This window comes from Luteimonas cucumeris (genome assembly GCF_007830035.1).
Classification (GTDB): domain Bacteria; phylum Pseudomonadota; class Gammaproteobacteria; order Xanthomonadales; family Xanthomonadaceae; genus Luteimonas_C; species Luteimonas_C cucumeris.
Window position 1 is genome coordinate 24,693 of record NZ_VLKN01000012.1, and the last position, 17,113, is coordinate 41,805.

The following is a 17,113-nucleotide window of genomic DNA, read 5'->3' on the forward strand; positions in this document are numbered from 1 at the left end:
CCACGCAAAGCAGTTCACTGCGTTCGGGATGAGAGCCGGTAACCGCCGGCCCCCTGCGGACGCGGGTAATGACCGCCCTGTCGATCACGGCACCGTCGGCAATCCGGCGGCAGTTGCCGTCGTAGCCACTTTCTGCAGCTTGATACGCGCCCCGCCGGGCACATCCTGGCGCTTGAGCTGTTCGGCCACGGCGCGTTGCAGGGTCGCGCAATCGGCGCCCGCGGCCGCGCAGGTCGCGGTGGTCGCGAACGCCAGTCCTTCCCAGAAATAGCGATGCTCGCGGCCGAGCAGCGCCTCGATTTCCTGCAGGGCGGCGTCGGCCTCGGCCTTGGCTTCGCCGATGCGTCCAGTCGCCAGCAAGGCCTGGCTGCGATAGGCACGTACCACCGCGGCGGAATGCGCACCGGATTCCTGCTGGCGACGATAGATGGCCAGCGCGCGATCGTATTCGCGCAAGGCGGCCGCGCCATCGCCCAGCAACAGCTGTGTTCGCGCCAGGTTGCTCAGCCGCGCCGCGTAACGCGTCGAATTCTCGCCGAACAGCGCACGCAATCCGGCCGCGGCCTCGCGCTGCAGGGGCAGCGATTCGCGCACGCGGCCCTGTTCGCGCAGTGCGTCGGCGTAATTGCCCTGACTGATCATCGCGCCGGCATGCTGTGCGCCGTAGATCTCGCCGTACAGGGTCTGTGCGCGCCGGTAGGCCTGCGCCGCGTCGGCATAACGGCCTTCGGCGAAATACAGGCTGCCGAGGTTGGCGTAGCCGACAGCGACGTCGCCGTTGCGCTCGCCATACAGCGCGCGCGCCTGCGCCAGGTAGCGTTGCCGCAGCAGCAGCGCACGATCGAAGCGGCTCAGATCGGCGAGCACCTCCGCCAGCGACTGCAGCGTGCGCAGACTCTCCTGCGTGGGTCGGTTGTAGATGCGCTGTTGCTGCGCGTAGACGCGTTCCAGCATGGCCAGCCCCTGTTCGCGCTGACCGCTGCGCGCGAGCGTCTTGCCGAGTTCGCCGGCGATGTGCAGGGTCTCGGCGTGGTCCGCGCCATGACGCCGCTCGCGCAGCGCCAGCAATCGCCGCAGTGGCGCGATCGCGTCGCCATCGCGACCGGCGCGGCTGGCCAGCGTGCTCTGCATCAGCCAGGCCTGGTCACAGCTGGGCGCGTCGCGCAGCGTGCCGGTGCACAGCGCGACGGCTTCGGCGACCGCGGTGTTGGCTTCCTGGTAACGATCGTCGTCACCGAGTTTGTTGGCCCAGCCGGTCAACGCCTCGACCAGCAGCGGCGAGGCCGGCGCCGCGTCGCGCATCGCATCGACCGCATGGCGCAGTTCGCGCTCGGCCGCGGCAATATCCGGCGGATCGCGCAGGTCCAGCATCTTGCCCCAGCGCATCCGCGCTTCCGCGACCTGTGCGCTGCGCGCGTCGAACAGGTCGCGACGACGCTGCAGCGCGGCGGCATACAGATCCGCCGCCTGTTCGTAGTCGCCGATGCGCTCGGCCACGCCGCCCAGGCTGATCTCCACCGTTGCCAGCAATGGCGGCCGCGATGCCAGTTCGCTGCGCGCGCGACGCGCGACCTCGGCGACCAGCTGGCGCTTGTCCGGCTGTTTCATCTGCTCGGTGCCCGGCGCCAGCACATCGAGCACGCTGCCCAGGTAGTCGAGCTGCGCCTGCGATTCTTCGGCGGCGGCACGGGCGCGGCCGGCCTGCCACCACACGCCCGCCGTGCCAGCCATCAGCAATGCGGTCACGACGACGCCGGCCGCCACGGCGAGGCGATTGCGCGCGACGAACTTGCGCAGGCGATATCCGGTGCTCGGTGGGCGTGCGCGAATCGGCCGACGCGACTGCCAGCGACGCAGGTCGTCGCACAGCGCCTCGACGCTGGCGTAACGGCGTTCCGGTTCGTCCGCCAGCGCCTTGAGCGCGATGGCATCCAGGTCGCCGCGCAACGCGCTGGCGAACTGGCGGCGTTCGCCCTGCGTCCGCGCCGTATCCTGCCGCACCGCGCGCGACGGCGCCTGGGTCTGCGTGTGCGCATCCTGCCGACCGTGCGCGCGCGGCGCGCGTCCGGCCAGCAGCCGGTACAGCAACGCGCCCAGGCCGTAGACATCCATCGCCGTGCTCGGCGGCGCACCGGCGAACTGTTCCGGTGCGGCGTACTCCGGCGTCAATGCGCGCAGATGGGTGGCGGTGGCTTCCGCCGCGACTTCGTCGCTGAGCCGGGCGATGCCGAAATCGAGCAGGCGCACGTGGCCGTCGTCGTCGACCAGCACGTTCGACGGCTTGATGTCGCGATGGATCACCAGGTTGCGGTGCGCGTAGCTCAGCGCCTCGCCGACCTGCAGCACCAACTGCACGCGCGCCTCGATATCGGACGCACGCTGCATGCACCACTGGTCGATGCGTTCGCCGTCGACCAGCGCCATCGCCAGCCACGGCGTGCCGTCCTCGGCGATGCCGGCGTCGTACAACGGCACGATGTAGGGATGGCGCAGCCGCAACAAGGCCTGCTGCTCGCGCAGGAAACGTTCGCGGCCGACGCTGGCCAAGGCGCCGAGCGTCAGCACCTTGACCGCCGCGACCTGGCCGGTGGCGCCTTCCAGCGCCTGTGCGCGGTAGACCACGGCCATGCCGCCGCGGCCGAGCTCCTGCTGCAGCTGCCAGCGACCGAGACGGCGACCGCTCAATGCCTGCGGCTCGTGCGCGGCGGCGGCCAAGGCCGAGGGCAACTGCTGATCCAGCGGGCCTGCGGCTTGCTCATGCGCCGCCAGCAGGCGCTGCACGCGCGCCAGCACCGCCGGCGCAAGCGCCATCGCCTGCAGTTGCGCGGCGCGTTCCGGCGGCGGCAGGTCAAGCAGCCGGTCGAGTGCGCGATCGGCCTGGCGCCAGACTTCGCGCTCGCCGGCGTCCATGCTCAGGCGTCGCTCAACAGCGCATGCAGGAAAGCGCGCGCGCGCTCCCATTCGCGATGCACGGTGCGCTCGGAACATTCCAGCAGTTCGGCGATCTCGGCGAACTTCAAACCGGCGAAGTAATGCAGTTCCACCACCTGGCGCTGCTGCGGATTGATCTGTGCCAGCGTTTCCAGGCCTTCGTGCAGCGCCAGCACGGTGGTGTCGGCGGCGTCGCCGCCGGCGAGCGATTCATCGAGCGTGATCGCGATCATCCCACCGCCGCGCTTGTCGGCGCCGCGCCGGCGCGCGTGGTCGACCACGATCCAGCGCATCGCCTGCGCCGCGGCGACGAAGAAATGCTTGCGGTCGGTGACGGACAACGGATCGCCGGTGGTGGCGCGCAGGAACAATTCGTGCACCAGCACCGTCGGGGTGATGGTCAGCTCGCCGCCGCCCAGCCGCGACGCGGCCAGCCGGCGCAGTTCCGGATACAGCGATTCGAACACCGCCGACAACTGCTCCGGTTGTCCCGTCCGCGCCTGTACCAGCAGCTCGGTGATTTCCTTCCCCATGGCGATCGCGTCCACCCACCCCTGGGCCGCAAGCATAGCGCCGACAGCAGCTTGGCGTTCGATGGGACGAATGCGGCCGTCCGCAACGGCCCTTTGCGCACCATCGTGATGGAGGCCGCTAGCTGCGCAGCCCGACACCGCGCTTGAGCAACCACAGCGCCAGCGCGCCGAGCGCCAGCACGAAACCCAGCATCAGCACGTACGCGATCCACAGCGGCACGTCGCTGACGCCGAGCAGGCCGTAGCGGAACGCATTGACCATGTAGAAGATCGGGTTGAGGTGCGTGGCGGCTTCGGCCCACGGCGGCAGCAGCTTGACCGAATAGAACACGCCGCCCAGGTAGGTGAGCGGGGTCAGGATGAAGATCGGCACGATCGCCACGTCGTCGAACTTCTTGGCGTAGACCGCGTTGACGAAGCCGGCCAGCGAGAAGATGGTCGCACCGAGCAGCACCGTGCTCAGCGTCACCAGCGGATGCGGCACGCGCACCTGGGTGAAGAACATCGCAATGACCAGCACGATCACCCCCACCATCAAGCCGCGCAGCACCGCACCGGCGACGTAGCCGCCGAGGATCACCCAGTTCGGCATCGGGCTGACCAGCAGTTCCTCGATATGGCGGCCGAACTTGGCGCCGAAGAAGCTGGAGGAGATGTTGCCGTAGCTGTTCTGGATCACCGCCATCATCACCAGCCCCGGCACGATGAAATCCATGTAGGCGATGCCGTCCATCTGCCCGACCCGCGAACCGATCAGGCCGCCGAAGATCAGGAAATACAGGCTCATGGTGATTGCCGGCGGCACCAGCGTCTGGCCCCAGATGCGCAGGATGCGGCTGACCTCGCGGCGCACGACAGTGCCCAGCGCGATGAGATTGCGCCGCATGACGGTAGGTTCGGGGATCATGATCTGATTCATGGTGTTCCGTTTACTTCAATGCGGCTGTCGTGCGGTGTGTTGTTGAACCGTGCCGAAAGCATCACGCCACCTGCTCCGGCGGCAGCTGCGCGGTGCTGTCGACCGCGTTCTCGCCGGTCAGGCGCACGAACAGTTCCTCGAGGCGATTGGATTTGGTGCGCATCGAACGCACGCGGATCCCGGCCTCGCCGAGCGCGGCGAACACGCGGTTGAGATCCATCGCCCGTGGCATCTCGATGTCCAGCGTATGGTCGTCCAGCGCCAGCAGCGTGGCGCCCTCGATCAGCGGCAACGACGCCGGCAGCTGTCCCTCGATGTCGAGCAGGAAACCCTCGACGTCGAGCTTGGCCAGCAGCGCCTTCATCGGCCCCTGCTCGACGATGCGGCCCTTGTCGATGATCGCCAGGTTGCGGCACAGGCTTTCCGCTTCCTCCAGGTAATGCGTGGTGAGGATGATCGTGGTGCCGGCGGCGTTGATGTCCTTGAGCGTCTTCCACATGCCGCGGCGGATCTCGATGTCGACGCCGGCGGTGGGCTCGTCGAGGATCAGCAGCCGCGGCCGCGTCATCATCGCGCGCGCGATCATCAGTCGCCGCTTCATGCCGCCGGACAGCGTGCGGCTCATCATCGTCGCCTTGTCCCACAGCTGCGCGCGCTTGAGTTCCTCTTCCGCGCGCAGCAACGCCTCGGCACGCGGCACGCCATAGAAACCCGCGTAATTGACCAGGATGTCGAGCGGCTTCTCGAACATGTTGAAGTTCAGTTCCTGCGGCACCAGCCCGATCAGGCGCATCGCCGCGTCGCGATCCCGGCTGAGGTCCACGCCGAACACTTCGACCTGGCCGGCGCTCTTGTTGACCAGCGAGCTGACGATGCCGATCAGGGTGGATTTGCCGGCGCCGTTGGGACCGAGCAGGGCGAAGAAATCGCCGGGTGCCACGTCCAGCGACACGCCCTTCAGCGCCTCGACGCGGGTGTCGTAGGTCTTGCGCAGTTCGCGCACCGACAACGCCGGCGCGATGGCGGAAACCGCCTGGTTCTGGGTCATTTCCAAGGCCTGCACCGCGAGCCGCGCGGCGATAGCCGTTAGTATAGGCGGCCCCGTGGCGGCATTCCGGCCACAGTCTGTTGCAACCACCGCCGGTGTTTCCTTGGCCATCCAGCATTTCCCGCTGAAACTCGTATCGCGACGCATGCTGGCGCCGAGTGTCGGCCATTACGTGTTCGTCCGCGACGACGGCCAGCCACTGGACTACATCCCGGGCCAGTTCATCCAGGTGCATTTCCACTACGCCGACGGCACCGCGACCAAGCGCAGCTATTCGCTGGCGACGATCCACGACCATGCGCTCGGTCCCGGCGAAGCGGTCGAGATCGCGGTCAGCTACGTACCCGGCGGTGCGGCAACCGCATTGTTCGAAGGCCTCGATGTCGGCGGACGGATCGATGCCAGCGGCCCGTTCGGCCGCTTCTGCCTGATGCCTGCCGACAGCAACCGGCGTTATCTGCTGATCGGCACCGGCACCGGCGTCACTCCGTACCGCGCGATGTTGCCGCAACTCGAGACGCTGATCCGCGAACGCGGCATCGAAGTGGTGCTGCTGTTCGGCGCGCGTACGCCGCAGGAACTGCTGTACGGCGACGAGTTCCGCGCCTTCGCCGACGCGCATCCGGGTTTCCGCTTCGTGCCGTGCTTCTCGCGCGAGTTGCCGGAGCATCCGCATGCTGATGTGCGCCACGGCTATGTGCAGCAGTTCCTCGACGAGTTCGCGCCCGCCGCGGACCGTGACATCGCCTATCTGTGCGGCAACCCGAACATGGTCGATGCCTGTTTCGAGGCCTTGAAGGGCCATGGCCTGCCGGTGCCGCAGATACGTCGCGAGAAGTACGTCAGCAGCAAATAGGAACCGCGGGATCCGCCTGTCAAGCAAGCTTGACAACCCGCCATCCTGTCGCCAGACTCCTGTCAAGGTCACTTGACAGGCCACCGCCTTGTTTCACAAACCCAACGCCCTGCTTGGCTTCGGTACCGCCCTGCTTCTGCTGGGGGTCGTGCTGCCGCATGCGCTGCCAGTCGCGGGATGGGTTCGTGGCGTGTTGCTCGGCTTCGGCGGCGCCCTGTACCTGGGCGCCTTCGTGCTCTGGCTCCAGCCGGACGGCTGCGACGCCTCCACGCTGGGTCTGCGCCGTCGCTACCTGCGCGAGTTCGTGCCGGCGATGATCGCCTACGTGATGCTGCTGTCGATCTCGCTGGTGCTGCTCAAGCGGATCGAGGAGCCGGCGATGCGAGCCCTCGTGGCGCTGCTTCCGGTCGCACCGATCGCGATGGTGTTGCGCGCCATCATTCGTTACATCCGCGATGCCGACGAACTGCAGCGCCAGATCGAACTGGAAGCGGTCAGCATCGCCACCGCGCTGGTGTCGCTGCTGTACATGGCCGGCGGCTTCCTGCAGCTGGCCGGGGTGATCGGCGTTCCCGCCGGCGTGGCGATGATCTGGATGTTCCCGCTGGTATGCATGATCTACGGATTGGTCAAGATCGTCGTCGCACGCAGGTTCCAGTAGTCGGCATGGACAGCCGCATCCGCGAGCTCCGGGAACGCGTCGGCTGGTCGCAGGGCGAACTGGCCGAGCACCTGGATGTGTCGCGCCAGACCGTCAATGCGCTGGAAACCGGCAAGTACGATCCCAGCCTGCCACTGGCGTTCCGTATCGCGCGCCTGTTCGGCGAACCGATCGAGGCGATCTTCCTGCCCGGCCCGGATTGAACCGGCGCGTCGCCGCATTGCCATCCCGTGCATTCACCGTTTTCCAATTCGAGAGGAACCGCATCGATGTCCCGCAAGCTCCGAATCGCACTCGTACTGCTGCTGGCGGTCGGCTTCATCGGCTATCGATACTGGCGTGACGCCCGTCCACCGGAAGCAGGCGCCACCGCGACCGTTGCCGGCAAGGCCACGCCGGCGCCACCGCGCATGCTCGGCAAGATCGCCTTCAAGCCCTGCACGCTGGCGCCGCAGCTGGGCGCGGCCAGTGTCGAGGCGCAATGCGGCTCGCTGCCGGTCCCGGAAAACCCGGCCCTGCCCGAGGGCCGCAAGATCGCACTCAACATCGCCTGGGTACCGGCCAAGGACGGCGGCGAACATGCGCCCGATCCGGTGTTCATGCTGGCCGGCGGTCCCGGCCAGGCTGCGACCGAGACCTTCCCCAGTGTCGCGCCCGCGTTCGCCGAGGTGCGCAAGCGTCGCGACGTGATCCTGGTCGACCAGCGCGGCACCGGCGGCTCGCATCCGCTGCTGTGCAAGAGCGATGACGAAGGCGACGACGTGATCGACGATTCGCCGCAGGCCGCGCGCATCGCCGCGGAACGCTGCCGCGATGCGCTGGCCAAGGACGCGGACCTGCGTTTCTTCACCACCACCGATGCCGTACGCGACCTGGAAGCGGTGCGGCAGGCGATCGGCGCCGAACAGATCAACCTGATCGGCATCTCCTACGGCACCCGCGTCGCACAGCAATATGCGCGTCGCCATCCTGCGCAGACCCGCACCATCACCCTGGATTCGGTGGCGCCGAACACGATCTACCTCGGCAACGATTTCGCCCGCAACCTGGAAACCGCGCTGGACCTGCAGTTCAAGCGTTGCGCGCAGATCCCGAACTGCGCCAACGCGCTCGGCGATCCGCGCCAGCAACTGAACGCGCTGATGACGCGGCTGAAAGCCGATCCGCCGCAGGTGACGTATCGCGACGCGCGCACCCACGAACAGCGCCAGGAAACCCTGCAACCCGGACACGTGGCCGGACTGGCGCGCATGTACGCCTATGCACCGATCGCCGCATCGCTGCTGCCGCTGCTGATCAACGAAGCCAGCCAGGGTCGTTATGAAGGCCTGATGGCGCTGTCCAATCTGCTCAGCAGCGGACTGGCGGACCAGATGGCCCATGGCATGCAGCTGTCGGTGATCTGCAGCGAGGATGCCGACGGTATCCGCGGCGATCCGTCGATGGCGTCCTCGCTGCTCGGCAACGTTCTGGTCGATACGCTGCTGGCGCAATGCGCGGTGTGGCCCAAGGGCGAGCGTCCGGCCGATTTCCACCAACCTCTGAAAACATCGGTGCCGGCATTGCTGATCTCAGGCGAACTGGATCCGGTCACGCCGCCCAGTTATGCCGAACAGGTACTGCAGACGCTGCCTAAAGGCCGCTCGCTGGTGCTGCGCGGGCAAGGCCACAACGTCATCGGCGCCGGCTGCATGCCGAAGCTGTTCGCGCAGTTCGTCGACGGCGCCGACGCCAAGGCGCTGGACGCCAGCTGCCTGGACAAGCTCGCCTACACGCCGCCGTTCACCAGCTTCAGCGGTTGGGAGCCTTGAGAGCCGTTATTGGTGAGTGGTGATTAGTGATTCGAGACACGCCGTCCTCGACTCCTCACTCCCTTCGCCCGCGGTTCCCGATCGCCTTTGCTAATCACCAATAACGAATCACGAATCACGGACACAACGCCATGATCACTGCAGAACACCTGCGCAAGACCTTCCCCGGCAAGGGCAAGGACAGCACGCGCGTCGTCGCCGTCGACGATGTCGGCTTCACCGCCCATGACGGCCAGATCACCGGCCTGCTCGGGCCCAACGGCGCCGGCAAGACCACCACGCTGCGCATGCTGTACACGCTGATGGCGCCGGAGCAGGGCCGCGTGCTGATCGACGGCCGCGACGTCGCCGCCGATCCGGCCGCCGCGCGGCGCGCGCTCGGCGTGCTGCCGGACGCGCGCGGCGTCTACAAGCGCCTGACCGCGCGCGAGAACATCCGCTACTTCGGCGAACTGCACGGCCTGTCGCGCGCCGACATCGAGCAGCGCACGCAGGCCTTGTCGCAGGCCTTGCAGATGGACGACTTTCTCGACCGGCAGACCGAAGGCTTCTCGCAGGGCCAGCGCACCAAGACCGCGATCGCGCGCGCACTCGTGCACGATCCGCGCAACGTGATCCTCGACGAACCGACCAACGGCCTCGACGTGATGACCACGCGCGGCCTGCGCGGCTTCCTCAAGCAGCTGCGCGACGAGGGCCGCTGCGTGATCTTCTCCAGCCACATCATGCAGGAGGTCGCCGCACTGTGCGATCGCATCGTGGTGATCGCGCACGGCAAGGTGGTCGCGCAGGGAACGTCCGACGAGCTGCGCGCGCAGACCGGCGAGGACAATCTCGAAGAGGCCTTCGTCAAACTGATCGGATCGGAAGAAGGACTGCACGCATGAAGTCGCTATGGACCGTGTGGTGGAAGGAACTGCTGGAGCTGTCGCGCGACCGCCGCACGCTGGTGCTGGCGCTGGTGATGGGGCCATTGCTGGCGCCGGCGCTGTTCGTCGGTCTGCTGACCATGGCCGAGAGCCGCGCCAAGGGCCAGTACGAAAAGCCGATGTCGATCGTGATGGTCGGCGCCGAGCAGGCGCCGAACCTGGTCGCATGGCTGGCCGGACAGGGGATTGAACGCAAAATGTTGAAAAGCGATCCGGATGCCGCGATCCGCAACCAGGACGAGGACGTCTACCTCAAGATCGGCGGCGACTACGCCAGGCATTGGCGCGAAGGCACGCCGGCGCTGGTCGAGATCGTGCACGACAGCACGCGCCAGGACGCGGAAGTGCCGGTGCGACGCCTGGAAGCGGCATTGGCGCGCTACGGTCAGCAGGTCGGTGCATTGCGATTGCTGTCGCGCGGCATCGATCCCGGCGTCGGCGCGCCGCTGGCGGTCTCGCACAAGGACCTGTCGACGCCGGAATCGCGCAAGGGCATCGCGATGGCGATGCTGCCTTACCTGCTGATCCTCAGCGCCTTCCTCGGCGGCGCCTACCTGATCATCGACGCCACCGCCGGCGAGCGCGAACGGCAATCGCTGGAACCCTTGCTGGCAACGCCGGCAGCGCGCGGCGCGATCGTCAGCGGCAAGATCGCTGCCGCCTGCAGCGTCGGCTTCCTCAGCCTGCTGTTGACGCTGCTGGCGTTCAAGCTCGGCGCACTGCTCGCGCCGGGCATCGCCAGGCAACTGGACATGGGCATCGGTGCGATCGGCAAGATGCTGCTGATCCTGATGCCGATGCTGTTCATCGGCACCGCACTGCTGACCTTCATCGCCGCCGGCGCGAAATCGGTGAAGGAAGCGCAGAGCTACATGACCTTCCTGATGCTGATGCCGATGATCCCGACCATCGTGCTGATGGTCAGCCCGGTCAAGAACCAGCTATGGATGTTCGCGGTGCCGTTCCTCGCGCAGAACCAGATGCTGCTGAAAGTCGTGCGCAGCGAATCGGTCTCGCCGCTGGAATGGTTCGTCTACTTCCTCGCCGGCTTCGGCCTGGCCGCCGTGCTGTGGTTCGCGGCGACGCGTCGTTACCACCAGGAGAAGCTGGCGATTTCGGCATGAGTCATGACGTATTTCCCGGGCGTAGCTTCGGCTGCGCCCGGGAAAGTTTTCTGCAGGATCAAACTTCAGCGCTGCTGCGATCCGATCAATACGCCGATCGCACTCAGAGCGAACAACGAACCGCCGAAGACCAGCGCCGCGATGTTCCAGCCGCTGAAGCCGACATTTCGATCGTGCGCGGGCGCCAAACCTGCATTGATCGCATTGGCCGCCCTTTGGACAGGCACCAGGAACACCACCGCGCCGAATGACAGCAGCAGGTAGGGCTCGGGCAGGTAGCTCATCAAACCGGTCACGATCCACGCGACGGCAATGATGGCCGGCGGTGCGGCGACTCCGTTCTCTCTCGCAGTCGCTGCGATCCTATGCAATAGCGGATAACAGAAAAACACGCCAAGCACTGAACGCCAAGGCGGCGAAATGCGCGAGTGTTCGCGATGTTTCACGTAGTGCCAGTTCCGATAGAACCAATAGACCTGGTACAACCCGAACGTGCATACCGACATTGCCACAAGCTTGGTTATCGACACCGGGAAGAATGCCGGCGATCCGCTCAACGACGTTGGAGTTGTTTCAGCGATAATCATGGCATCGGGAGGCTGGTGGCAATGACCTGCGCGATAGAGAAGCCGGGCCGCGAAGCGGGCTCGGCTTGAATTGTTAGGCGCGGCTGTCAGCCTGCAAGGCGTCTGCTGAGTCCAGCACCCCGGCAGCGTAGAGACTGCTCCAAAGAAACATTGCGGCGGCAAGCAAGTTCACCCCCAGCGTGCCGAACTCAAAGCCGATGGTGAAATCAACTTTGTACAGCAGATAGAGGGAAAGCACGAAGCCTGGCGCTACAACTTGCGCAACTTGGGCCAGATAGAACAGGGGAACTAGATAAAGGCCAAAGCGGCGATGTTGGAGTACACCAACGGCTCCCGTGATTCCTAAAACCGCAAGCGCAACAAGGGTGACAGGAATGGAAACGCCGTGATCTCCCCTGGAGATCCAAAGCTGCCATGCAAAACCTAGAACGGCGTGTGCAAACACGAGGCCGCCAAGCACTTTGCTCTGAGTCAATCGCATAGATTTATGTCCGCGTCTAACGCCTGAATTAAGCCGCGCCACGAAGCGGCGTCGACTTAGATGAATTATTAGGCGTCATCTCGCAGAGCGTCAACGCATGCTCATAAAAGGTCTTTCCGCTTGAAGAATAGCCGCCAAAATCATCGGCGCTGATCCGCGACCGTGCAATTTGTGCAACCTCCGCGGTATTGCCATTCAATAGCGCGACGAGTAGCGATTCTTTCCTTCCATAGGTTCACAACAGCGCGAGAATGGCGCTCCATAGACGCAGTATGCTCGCGCTGGACGAAGCTCAGATAGGAATCAATTGAGTTGATCTGAGAGGCGATATCGGCTGAGCGCTCGTGAGAGCGTTGCATGATGTCATTAATGCGACCCTCCAGCGCGCCAGAAGCCCAATCAATCGGGCGTTCCGATACAGAGAGAACTTCTTGGCCCATGAGCACGAAAGCTCCGTTTGCATGCAGGCTAAACGGTTCTTCTTCGTTGCTCGACAGCCAAGAACCCTCCAAAGGGCTCTGTCTAGCTCAAGCCATTTGAACCGAAGGGAAGCGAAGAACGAGCCTTCTTTTGCGCCTGCTGATAGGACGAGAACAAAGAAGAGTGAGCCGATTGTCCAGTAATGCATCCCGCCTACAGATTTCCAGCCACGCGCCTTTGCTTCGCCTTTGGCGATCCCTCTCAATTGCTTGTCAATCTCGGATTGCTTCATTGGTATGCGATGGTCTATCAATGACGCCTAACGCCTGAATTAAGCCGAGCCGCGAAGCGGCTTCGGCTTGAATGAATTGTTAGCCCCACCTTTGAGGGTTGAGAGAAGAACCTCTCGGACAGACTCGGCAGGCTTAAGAATGAGGTCTTCTCCGTGCGTGGTGTGCACGACGAATCGAAGCGTGCGTACGTCATCTTTTGTTTTAACGATAGTTCCGCACAAATCCTTAACCCAGCTCTTCTCTGCATCAAGTGGGATATGCCAATTTGCAGTTTGGCCGTCCGCAAGCGCATGTGGAACTCCGGCAGAGTACAGGGTTGCGTTGATGCCAATGACAGCCTGTCGCTTGTTCTTAAAGCGGCCCACGCGCATTCCGATGTTGTTAACGATCGTGCTACGTGTTCCGACGTTGGTCGCTGAAACAACAAACACATCCTGTTTGGGGCCGCCTGGGAAAAAGAGCACCATAATTCCGCAGTGGCCTTTGAGTCGGATGCGCTCAGATCGCCGGGCAAGATACAACGCAACGATAGCGGCCGTCAGTGCGCCTATGCCGGATACCCAATCCGCGACAGAGCCCCAATTGATTTCATATAGGCACATCGAAATCTCTGTGTGGGGCCTAACGCCTGAGTTAAGCCGACTTGTGTAGTGAAGGCTTTGGTGTGGCAAGCTTTACCTGCCACACCAAAGCCGTAACGAAACAAGTTCGGCTTGAACGAATTGTTAGGCCCCAGGCGGGTGAGCTTGCAATAGCCATGCTCTTAACCAAGACCGTCTTGATGCGTAACCCGACCATCGGTCCAAACCCAAATTACAAGCTGACCGTCAAGCGTTGTTGGATTATCAGTCATCCACACAACTGACCAGTTGCTCTTTTCAGGACTGGTGAAATTTTCATGCCACTGAACGCTATCCAAGTAGCGATCAGAAGTAGACAGATGCTCTTGGGCAATGTGCTGCTTGGCAATCTGAACTGCCTCAAGTAATCCGATCTTCGGCTTTGCTTGTGCAAGGCCGGAGGATACGAGTAGAAAAGCTGCCAGAATTATTGATCGCATCATATGGGGCCTAACTACGTTTAGATCTCAATTTCAGCCATATGCACACACAGTCCGTTCACGTATCACCAAAAAGCCCGGCGCAAGGCCGGGCTTTTTTATAGCTCATCCAGCTCAGTTACCAGGATTGAACGCGATGGTGCGGCGCGTGGTGACCGGCGAATCGACAGGCTGGAAGCGCCAGCGTTTGACTGCCGCGAGCGCTTCGCGGTCGAAGACGCGTTCGGGTTCGGCGCTGACCACGCGCGCGGCGCTGACCGAGCCGTCGGGTGCGACGGTGAATTCGACCTGCACCTGTCCGCTCTGCCGGGCACGCTGCGCCGCCGACGGATAGCGCGGCGAGGGCATGCTGATCGCGCGCAGTTCGCTGGATGCGCGCGCGGCCGGTGGCGGCGCGGCAGCGGCCTTCGCCGCGGCTTCCTGTTCCCGCTGTTGCGCGGCGCGCTGCTCGGCGGCGACGCGTTCGGCCTCGCGCTGGGCGGCGACGTCGGCGGCGCTCGGTTGCGCGGGCTTGGGCTTCTCCAATTCCTGCGCGGCCTGCTGTTGCGCCAGTTGCTGCTGCTTGGCGCGTTCCTTCTCCAGCTCGACCTGGCGTTTGGCGGCTTCTTCGGTGCGCGTCTGCTCGGCGAGCGCGCGTTGCGCGACGGCCTGTTGCGCGGTGGCGATGGTCGATTTCAGCCGCGGCAGTGCCGGCGCCTGCGGATCGGTCTTCTCCATCAAGGCGTACAGGCGCTGCGCCTCGACGAAGTCCTCGCGAACGATGCTCTGCTCGGTCGCGATCAACGCGTATGGCTGCAGGTCGGTCAGCGCGCTGGCCACGGCCGGATCGTTCGGCTGCTTGTCGCGCAGCGCCAGGTAGTACTCCATGGCGTTGCTGCCGGCCGGCGCGTACAGGCGCTGCTCGCGCAGCGCGGTGCCGGCCAGCTCGCGCAGCTGGTCGGCGCCCATCGCCGCGACCTGTGCGGAAACGGCGGGTTTGGGTGGTGCGGCAGGCGCAGTGGCTGTCGCCGGCGTGGCCGCCCCCGGGGCCGCCGGTTCTTCCTTGCTGCAGCCGGCTATCGTGCCGATGAGCACCAGCCCGAGGGCCAGGTGCAGGCCTGACTGGCGCGTTGGCGCCAGCCGCTTGAATGGCTTTACGACGAACATGTGACGAATCTCCCCTGTAGTGCGGTGCGCGCACGTATGCGTAGGACGCGACAGGCGGGGACGTTTGTCAACCATGAATTGCCGGACAGGTCCGCTTTCCGGCTATTTTCCGATGCAAAAACTCGAAAAAATGTGACCGAGTAGTTCATCCGGGGTGATGCGGCCGGTGATTTCGCCCAGCGCCTCGTGGGCGCGGCGCAGCTGCTCGGCGGCCAGGTCCAGGGTCTCGGCGGCCAGTTCCTGCTGCGCCAGGCCGGCCGCCAGGCGCGCGCGGCGCAGGGCCTCGACATGGCGCGCACGCGCGGTGAAGGCGCCAGCCAGATTGGTCTGGCCGCCGGTCGCCTGCGCCCGCAGCGCGGCATGCAGTCGCTGCAGGCCTTCGCCGGTGCGCGCCGAGACCCGCAGGACGTCGTCGCCCTCGACCGGCGCAACGCCTGGCTCGAGCAGGTCGGCCTTGTTGTGCAGCCACAACTGCCGCGGCACGCCGGCGATGGCTTCGGCCACGGCGCGGCGGCCGGACTCGGGATCGCGCGCGTCCAGCACCACGATCGCCAGGTCGGCGCGCTGCATTTCGTCGTGCGCGCGACGCATGCCTTCACGTTCGATCGCGTCGCCGCCCTCGTGCAGGCCGGCGGTATCGACCAGCAGCAGTTCGACGCCGTCGATGCGCACCGCTTCGCGCAGCAAATCGCGCGTGGTGCCGGCGATGGGCGTGACGATGGCGCGGTCGCTGCCGGCAAGCGCGTTGAGTAGCGAACTCTTGCCGGCATTGGGTGGACCGACGATCACCGCGTGCAGGCCGTCGCGCAGTTTCTGCCCGCGCTCGGCCTCTGACGCGAGCCGGTCCATCGCCTGCACGGCGTCGGCCAGGCGCGCGCGCAACGCGGCACCGCCGAGCGTGTCGAGCGGTTCGTCGGCGAAATCGATCGCCGCCTCGATATGCACGCGCAACGCCAGCAGTTCGTCGGCGATGGCATCGACGCGTTGCGAGAACACGCCGTCCAGCGCGCGGCGCGCAGCGCGGGCGGCGTGGATGTCGCTGGCGGCGATCAGGTCGGCGACCGCTTCGGCCTGGGCCAGGTCGAGCTTGCCGTTGAGAAAGGCGCGCTCGCTGAACTCGCCGGGCCGTGCATGGCGCGCGCCGAGACCGCAGCAGCGCGCCACCAGCTGCTGCAACACCACCGGACTGCCGTGCGCCTGCAGCTCGACTACATCTTCGCCGGTGTAACTGGCCGGCGCGGCGAAGTACAGCGCGATGCCATCGTCGAGTGTGTCGCCATGTTCGTCGTGGAACTGCGCGTATCGCGCGCGCCGCGGCGGCAGCCGCTGGCCGACAACGGCTTCGGCGATCGTGCGCGATTGCGGTCCGGACAGACGCACGATACCGACGCCGCCGGCACCGGCCGCAGTGGCGATCGCGACGATGGTGTCGGTCGATCCGGACATGGGCTTATGTTCGCATGTAGTGTGCGTGCTGAAGAATTGCCTAGCAGGCTTTCGAGCTGTTGCCCGGTTCGACACCACACCTGCCGCGCAACTTCCTAGACCCGAAGGGCGGCGCACATGGATGTGCGCCGTTTTCCGACCGAGCCAGGAGGGCGAGTCGGAAAACCTGCGAGGACTACAAGGCGCAGCGGAAGCTCTGTCGGGAAGGGCCTCTCTTTGGCACGCGCAGCGGGCGGAAGCTCTGCAGTTTGCGGCAAGAGCGGAGAAGCGATTGGCGGCAACGACGCAAATCCCCGACCCTGCGGGTCGGCTTTTCCGCCCGCTACCGCGTGCGGGTCACTTTCTTTGCTGGCCCAAAGAAAGTAACCAAAGAAAGGGCCCGAAGCCGGCTTGGCAGACGTTGTACTCGATGAGTGCTGGTTCGGATCTGCTTTCGTTGCTAGCGAGCTTCTTGTTTTCGCTTGAAATCAGATCGCCGCGTTTGTGTGTCTTTCGCGGTCTGCAATTTCTTTGACTTTAGCAGCGGCTATTGGCTGTTGGCACGAACCACCAGCGACCCGAGCCACTCCATAGACCCGGAGGGCGGCGGCCATGGATGGCCGCCGTTTTCCGACCGAGCCAGGAGGGCGAGTCGGAAAATCTACGAGGGCTCCAAGCCGCTACGTGAGCCTTGATCGGGGAAGACCCTTTTCTTTGGTTACTTTCTTTTGGGTCAGCAAAAGAAAGTGACCCGCACGCGCAGCGGGCGGAAGCTCCGGGTTTGGCAGCAAGCGCTGCGAAACATGCTCCGCCATACAACAGCAAGAGCTAAGTCACTGGACCCCCGCCTTCGCGGGGATGACCGCCTAAGGGCGACAGCGCGCTCGCT

Annotated in this window: 15 protein-coding genes; 6 read left to right on the plus strand and 9 right to left on the minus strand. The window is 65.0% G+C overall.

All coding sequences use genetic code 11. The features are described from left to right. Window positions 1–84: 84 nt before the first annotated feature. The 4 genes from IP90_RS15945 to IP90_RS15960 all read right to left on the minus strand — a co-directional run bounded on the left by IP90_RS15945 (window position 85) and on the right by IP90_RS15960 (window position 5,431). Window positions 85–2,910 (minus strand): serine/threonine-protein kinase, encoded by a 2,826-nt coding sequence (locus IP90_RS15945; RefSeq protein WP_158635387.1) that lies wholly within the window; start codon window positions 2,908–2,910, stop codon window positions 85–87. A 2-nt stretch (window positions 2,911–2,912) separates the two neighbouring features. Continuing rightward, window positions 2,913–3,464 (minus strand): ECF-type sigma factor, encoded by a 552-nt coding sequence (locus IP90_RS15950; protein WP_144900663.1) that lies wholly within the window; start codon window positions 3,462–3,464, stop codon window positions 2,913–2,915. Window positions 3,465–3,582: 118 nt separating this feature from the next. Continuing rightward, window positions 3,583–4,371, minus strand: a complete 789-nt coding sequence (locus IP90_RS15955) for an ABC transporter permease (RefSeq protein ID WP_425477136.1) — start codon at window positions 4,369–4,371, stop codon at window positions 3,583–3,585. Window positions 4,372–4,444: 73 nt separating this feature from the next. Further along, entirely contained in the window at window positions 4,445–5,431 is a 987-nt protein-coding gene (locus tag IP90_RS15960) for an ABC transporter ATP-binding protein (RefSeq protein WP_199753518.1), read from the minus strand. 103 nt (window positions 5,432–5,534) lie between these two features. Here IP90_RS15960 and IP90_RS15965 point away from each other — a divergent pair, with 103 nt between their 5' ends. The 6 genes from IP90_RS15965 to IP90_RS15990 all read left to right on the plus strand — a co-directional run bounded on the left by IP90_RS15965 (window position 5,535) and on the right by IP90_RS15990 (window position 10,812). Next, complete coding sequence (locus IP90_RS15965; RefSeq protein WP_144900665.1) at window positions 5,535–6,287, plus strand: FAD-binding oxidoreductase; 753 nt, start codon at window positions 5,535–5,537, stop codon at window positions 6,285–6,287. An 88-nt stretch (window positions 6,288–6,375) separates the two neighbouring features. Continuing rightward, complete coding sequence (locus IP90_RS15970; RefSeq protein WP_144900666.1) at window positions 6,376–6,948, plus strand: hypothetical protein; 573 nt, start codon at window positions 6,376–6,378, stop codon at window positions 6,946–6,948. Window positions 6,949–6,953: 5 nt separating this feature from the next. After that, on the plus strand, window positions 6,954–7,151 hold the full coding sequence (locus IP90_RS15975; protein ID WP_144900667.1) for a helix-turn-helix transcriptional regulator: 198 nt from the start codon (window positions 6,954–6,956) through the stop codon (window positions 7,149–7,151). Between the two features lie 66 nt (window positions 7,152–7,217). Beyond that, window positions 7,218–8,759 carry an alpha/beta fold hydrolase gene (locus tag IP90_RS15980; RefSeq protein WP_144900668.1) on the plus strand — a complete coding sequence of 514 codons (1,542 nt, stop codon included), beginning with the start codon at window positions 7,218–7,220 and terminating at the stop codon, window positions 8,757–8,759. A 131-nt stretch (window positions 8,760–8,890) separates the two neighbouring features. Next, the gene (locus IP90_RS15985) at window positions 8,891–9,646 is read left to right on the plus strand and encodes an ABC transporter ATP-binding protein (protein ID WP_144900669.1); all 756 of its coding nucleotides are present in this window, start codon (window positions 8,891–8,893) and stop codon (window positions 9,644–9,646) included. Further along, entirely contained in the window at window positions 9,643–10,812 is a 1,170-nt protein-coding gene (locus IP90_RS15990; RefSeq protein ID WP_144900670.1) for an ABC transporter permease, read from the plus strand. Before IP90_RS15985 ends, IP90_RS15990 begins: the two co-directional genes overlap by 4 nt. Window positions 10,813–10,877: 65 nt before the next feature. Here the strand turns inward: IP90_RS15990 and IP90_RS15995 are convergent, their stop codons facing one another. The 5 genes from IP90_RS15995 to mnmE form a co-directional block, all read right to left on the minus strand. Further along, window positions 10,878–11,399, minus strand: a complete 522-nt coding sequence (locus IP90_RS15995) for a hypothetical protein (protein ID WP_144900671.1) — start codon at window positions 11,397–11,399, stop codon at window positions 10,878–10,880. 73 nt (window positions 11,400–11,472) lie between these two features. After that, entirely contained in the window at window positions 11,473–11,880 is a 408-nt protein-coding gene (locus IP90_RS16000) for a hypothetical protein (protein ID WP_144900672.1), read from the minus strand. Between the two features lie 751 nt (window positions 11,881–12,631). Next, entirely contained in the window at window positions 12,632–13,195 is a 564-nt protein-coding gene (locus IP90_RS16005; protein WP_144900673.1) for a hypothetical protein, read from the minus strand. A gap of 572 nt (window positions 13,196–13,767) precedes the next feature. Continuing rightward, complete coding sequence (locus IP90_RS16010; protein WP_144900674.1) at window positions 13,768–14,799, minus strand: energy transducer TonB; 1,032 nt, start codon at window positions 14,797–14,799, stop codon at window positions 13,768–13,770. 102 nt (window positions 14,800–14,901) lie between these two features. Beyond that, window positions 14,902–16,245, minus strand: a complete 1,344-nt coding sequence (gene mnmE / locus IP90_RS16015) for a tRNA uridine-5-carboxymethylaminomethyl(34) synthesis GTPase MnmE (protein WP_144900675.1) — start codon at window positions 16,243–16,245, stop codon at window positions 14,902–14,904. Between the last annotated feature and the right edge of the window lie 868 nt (window positions 16,246–17,113).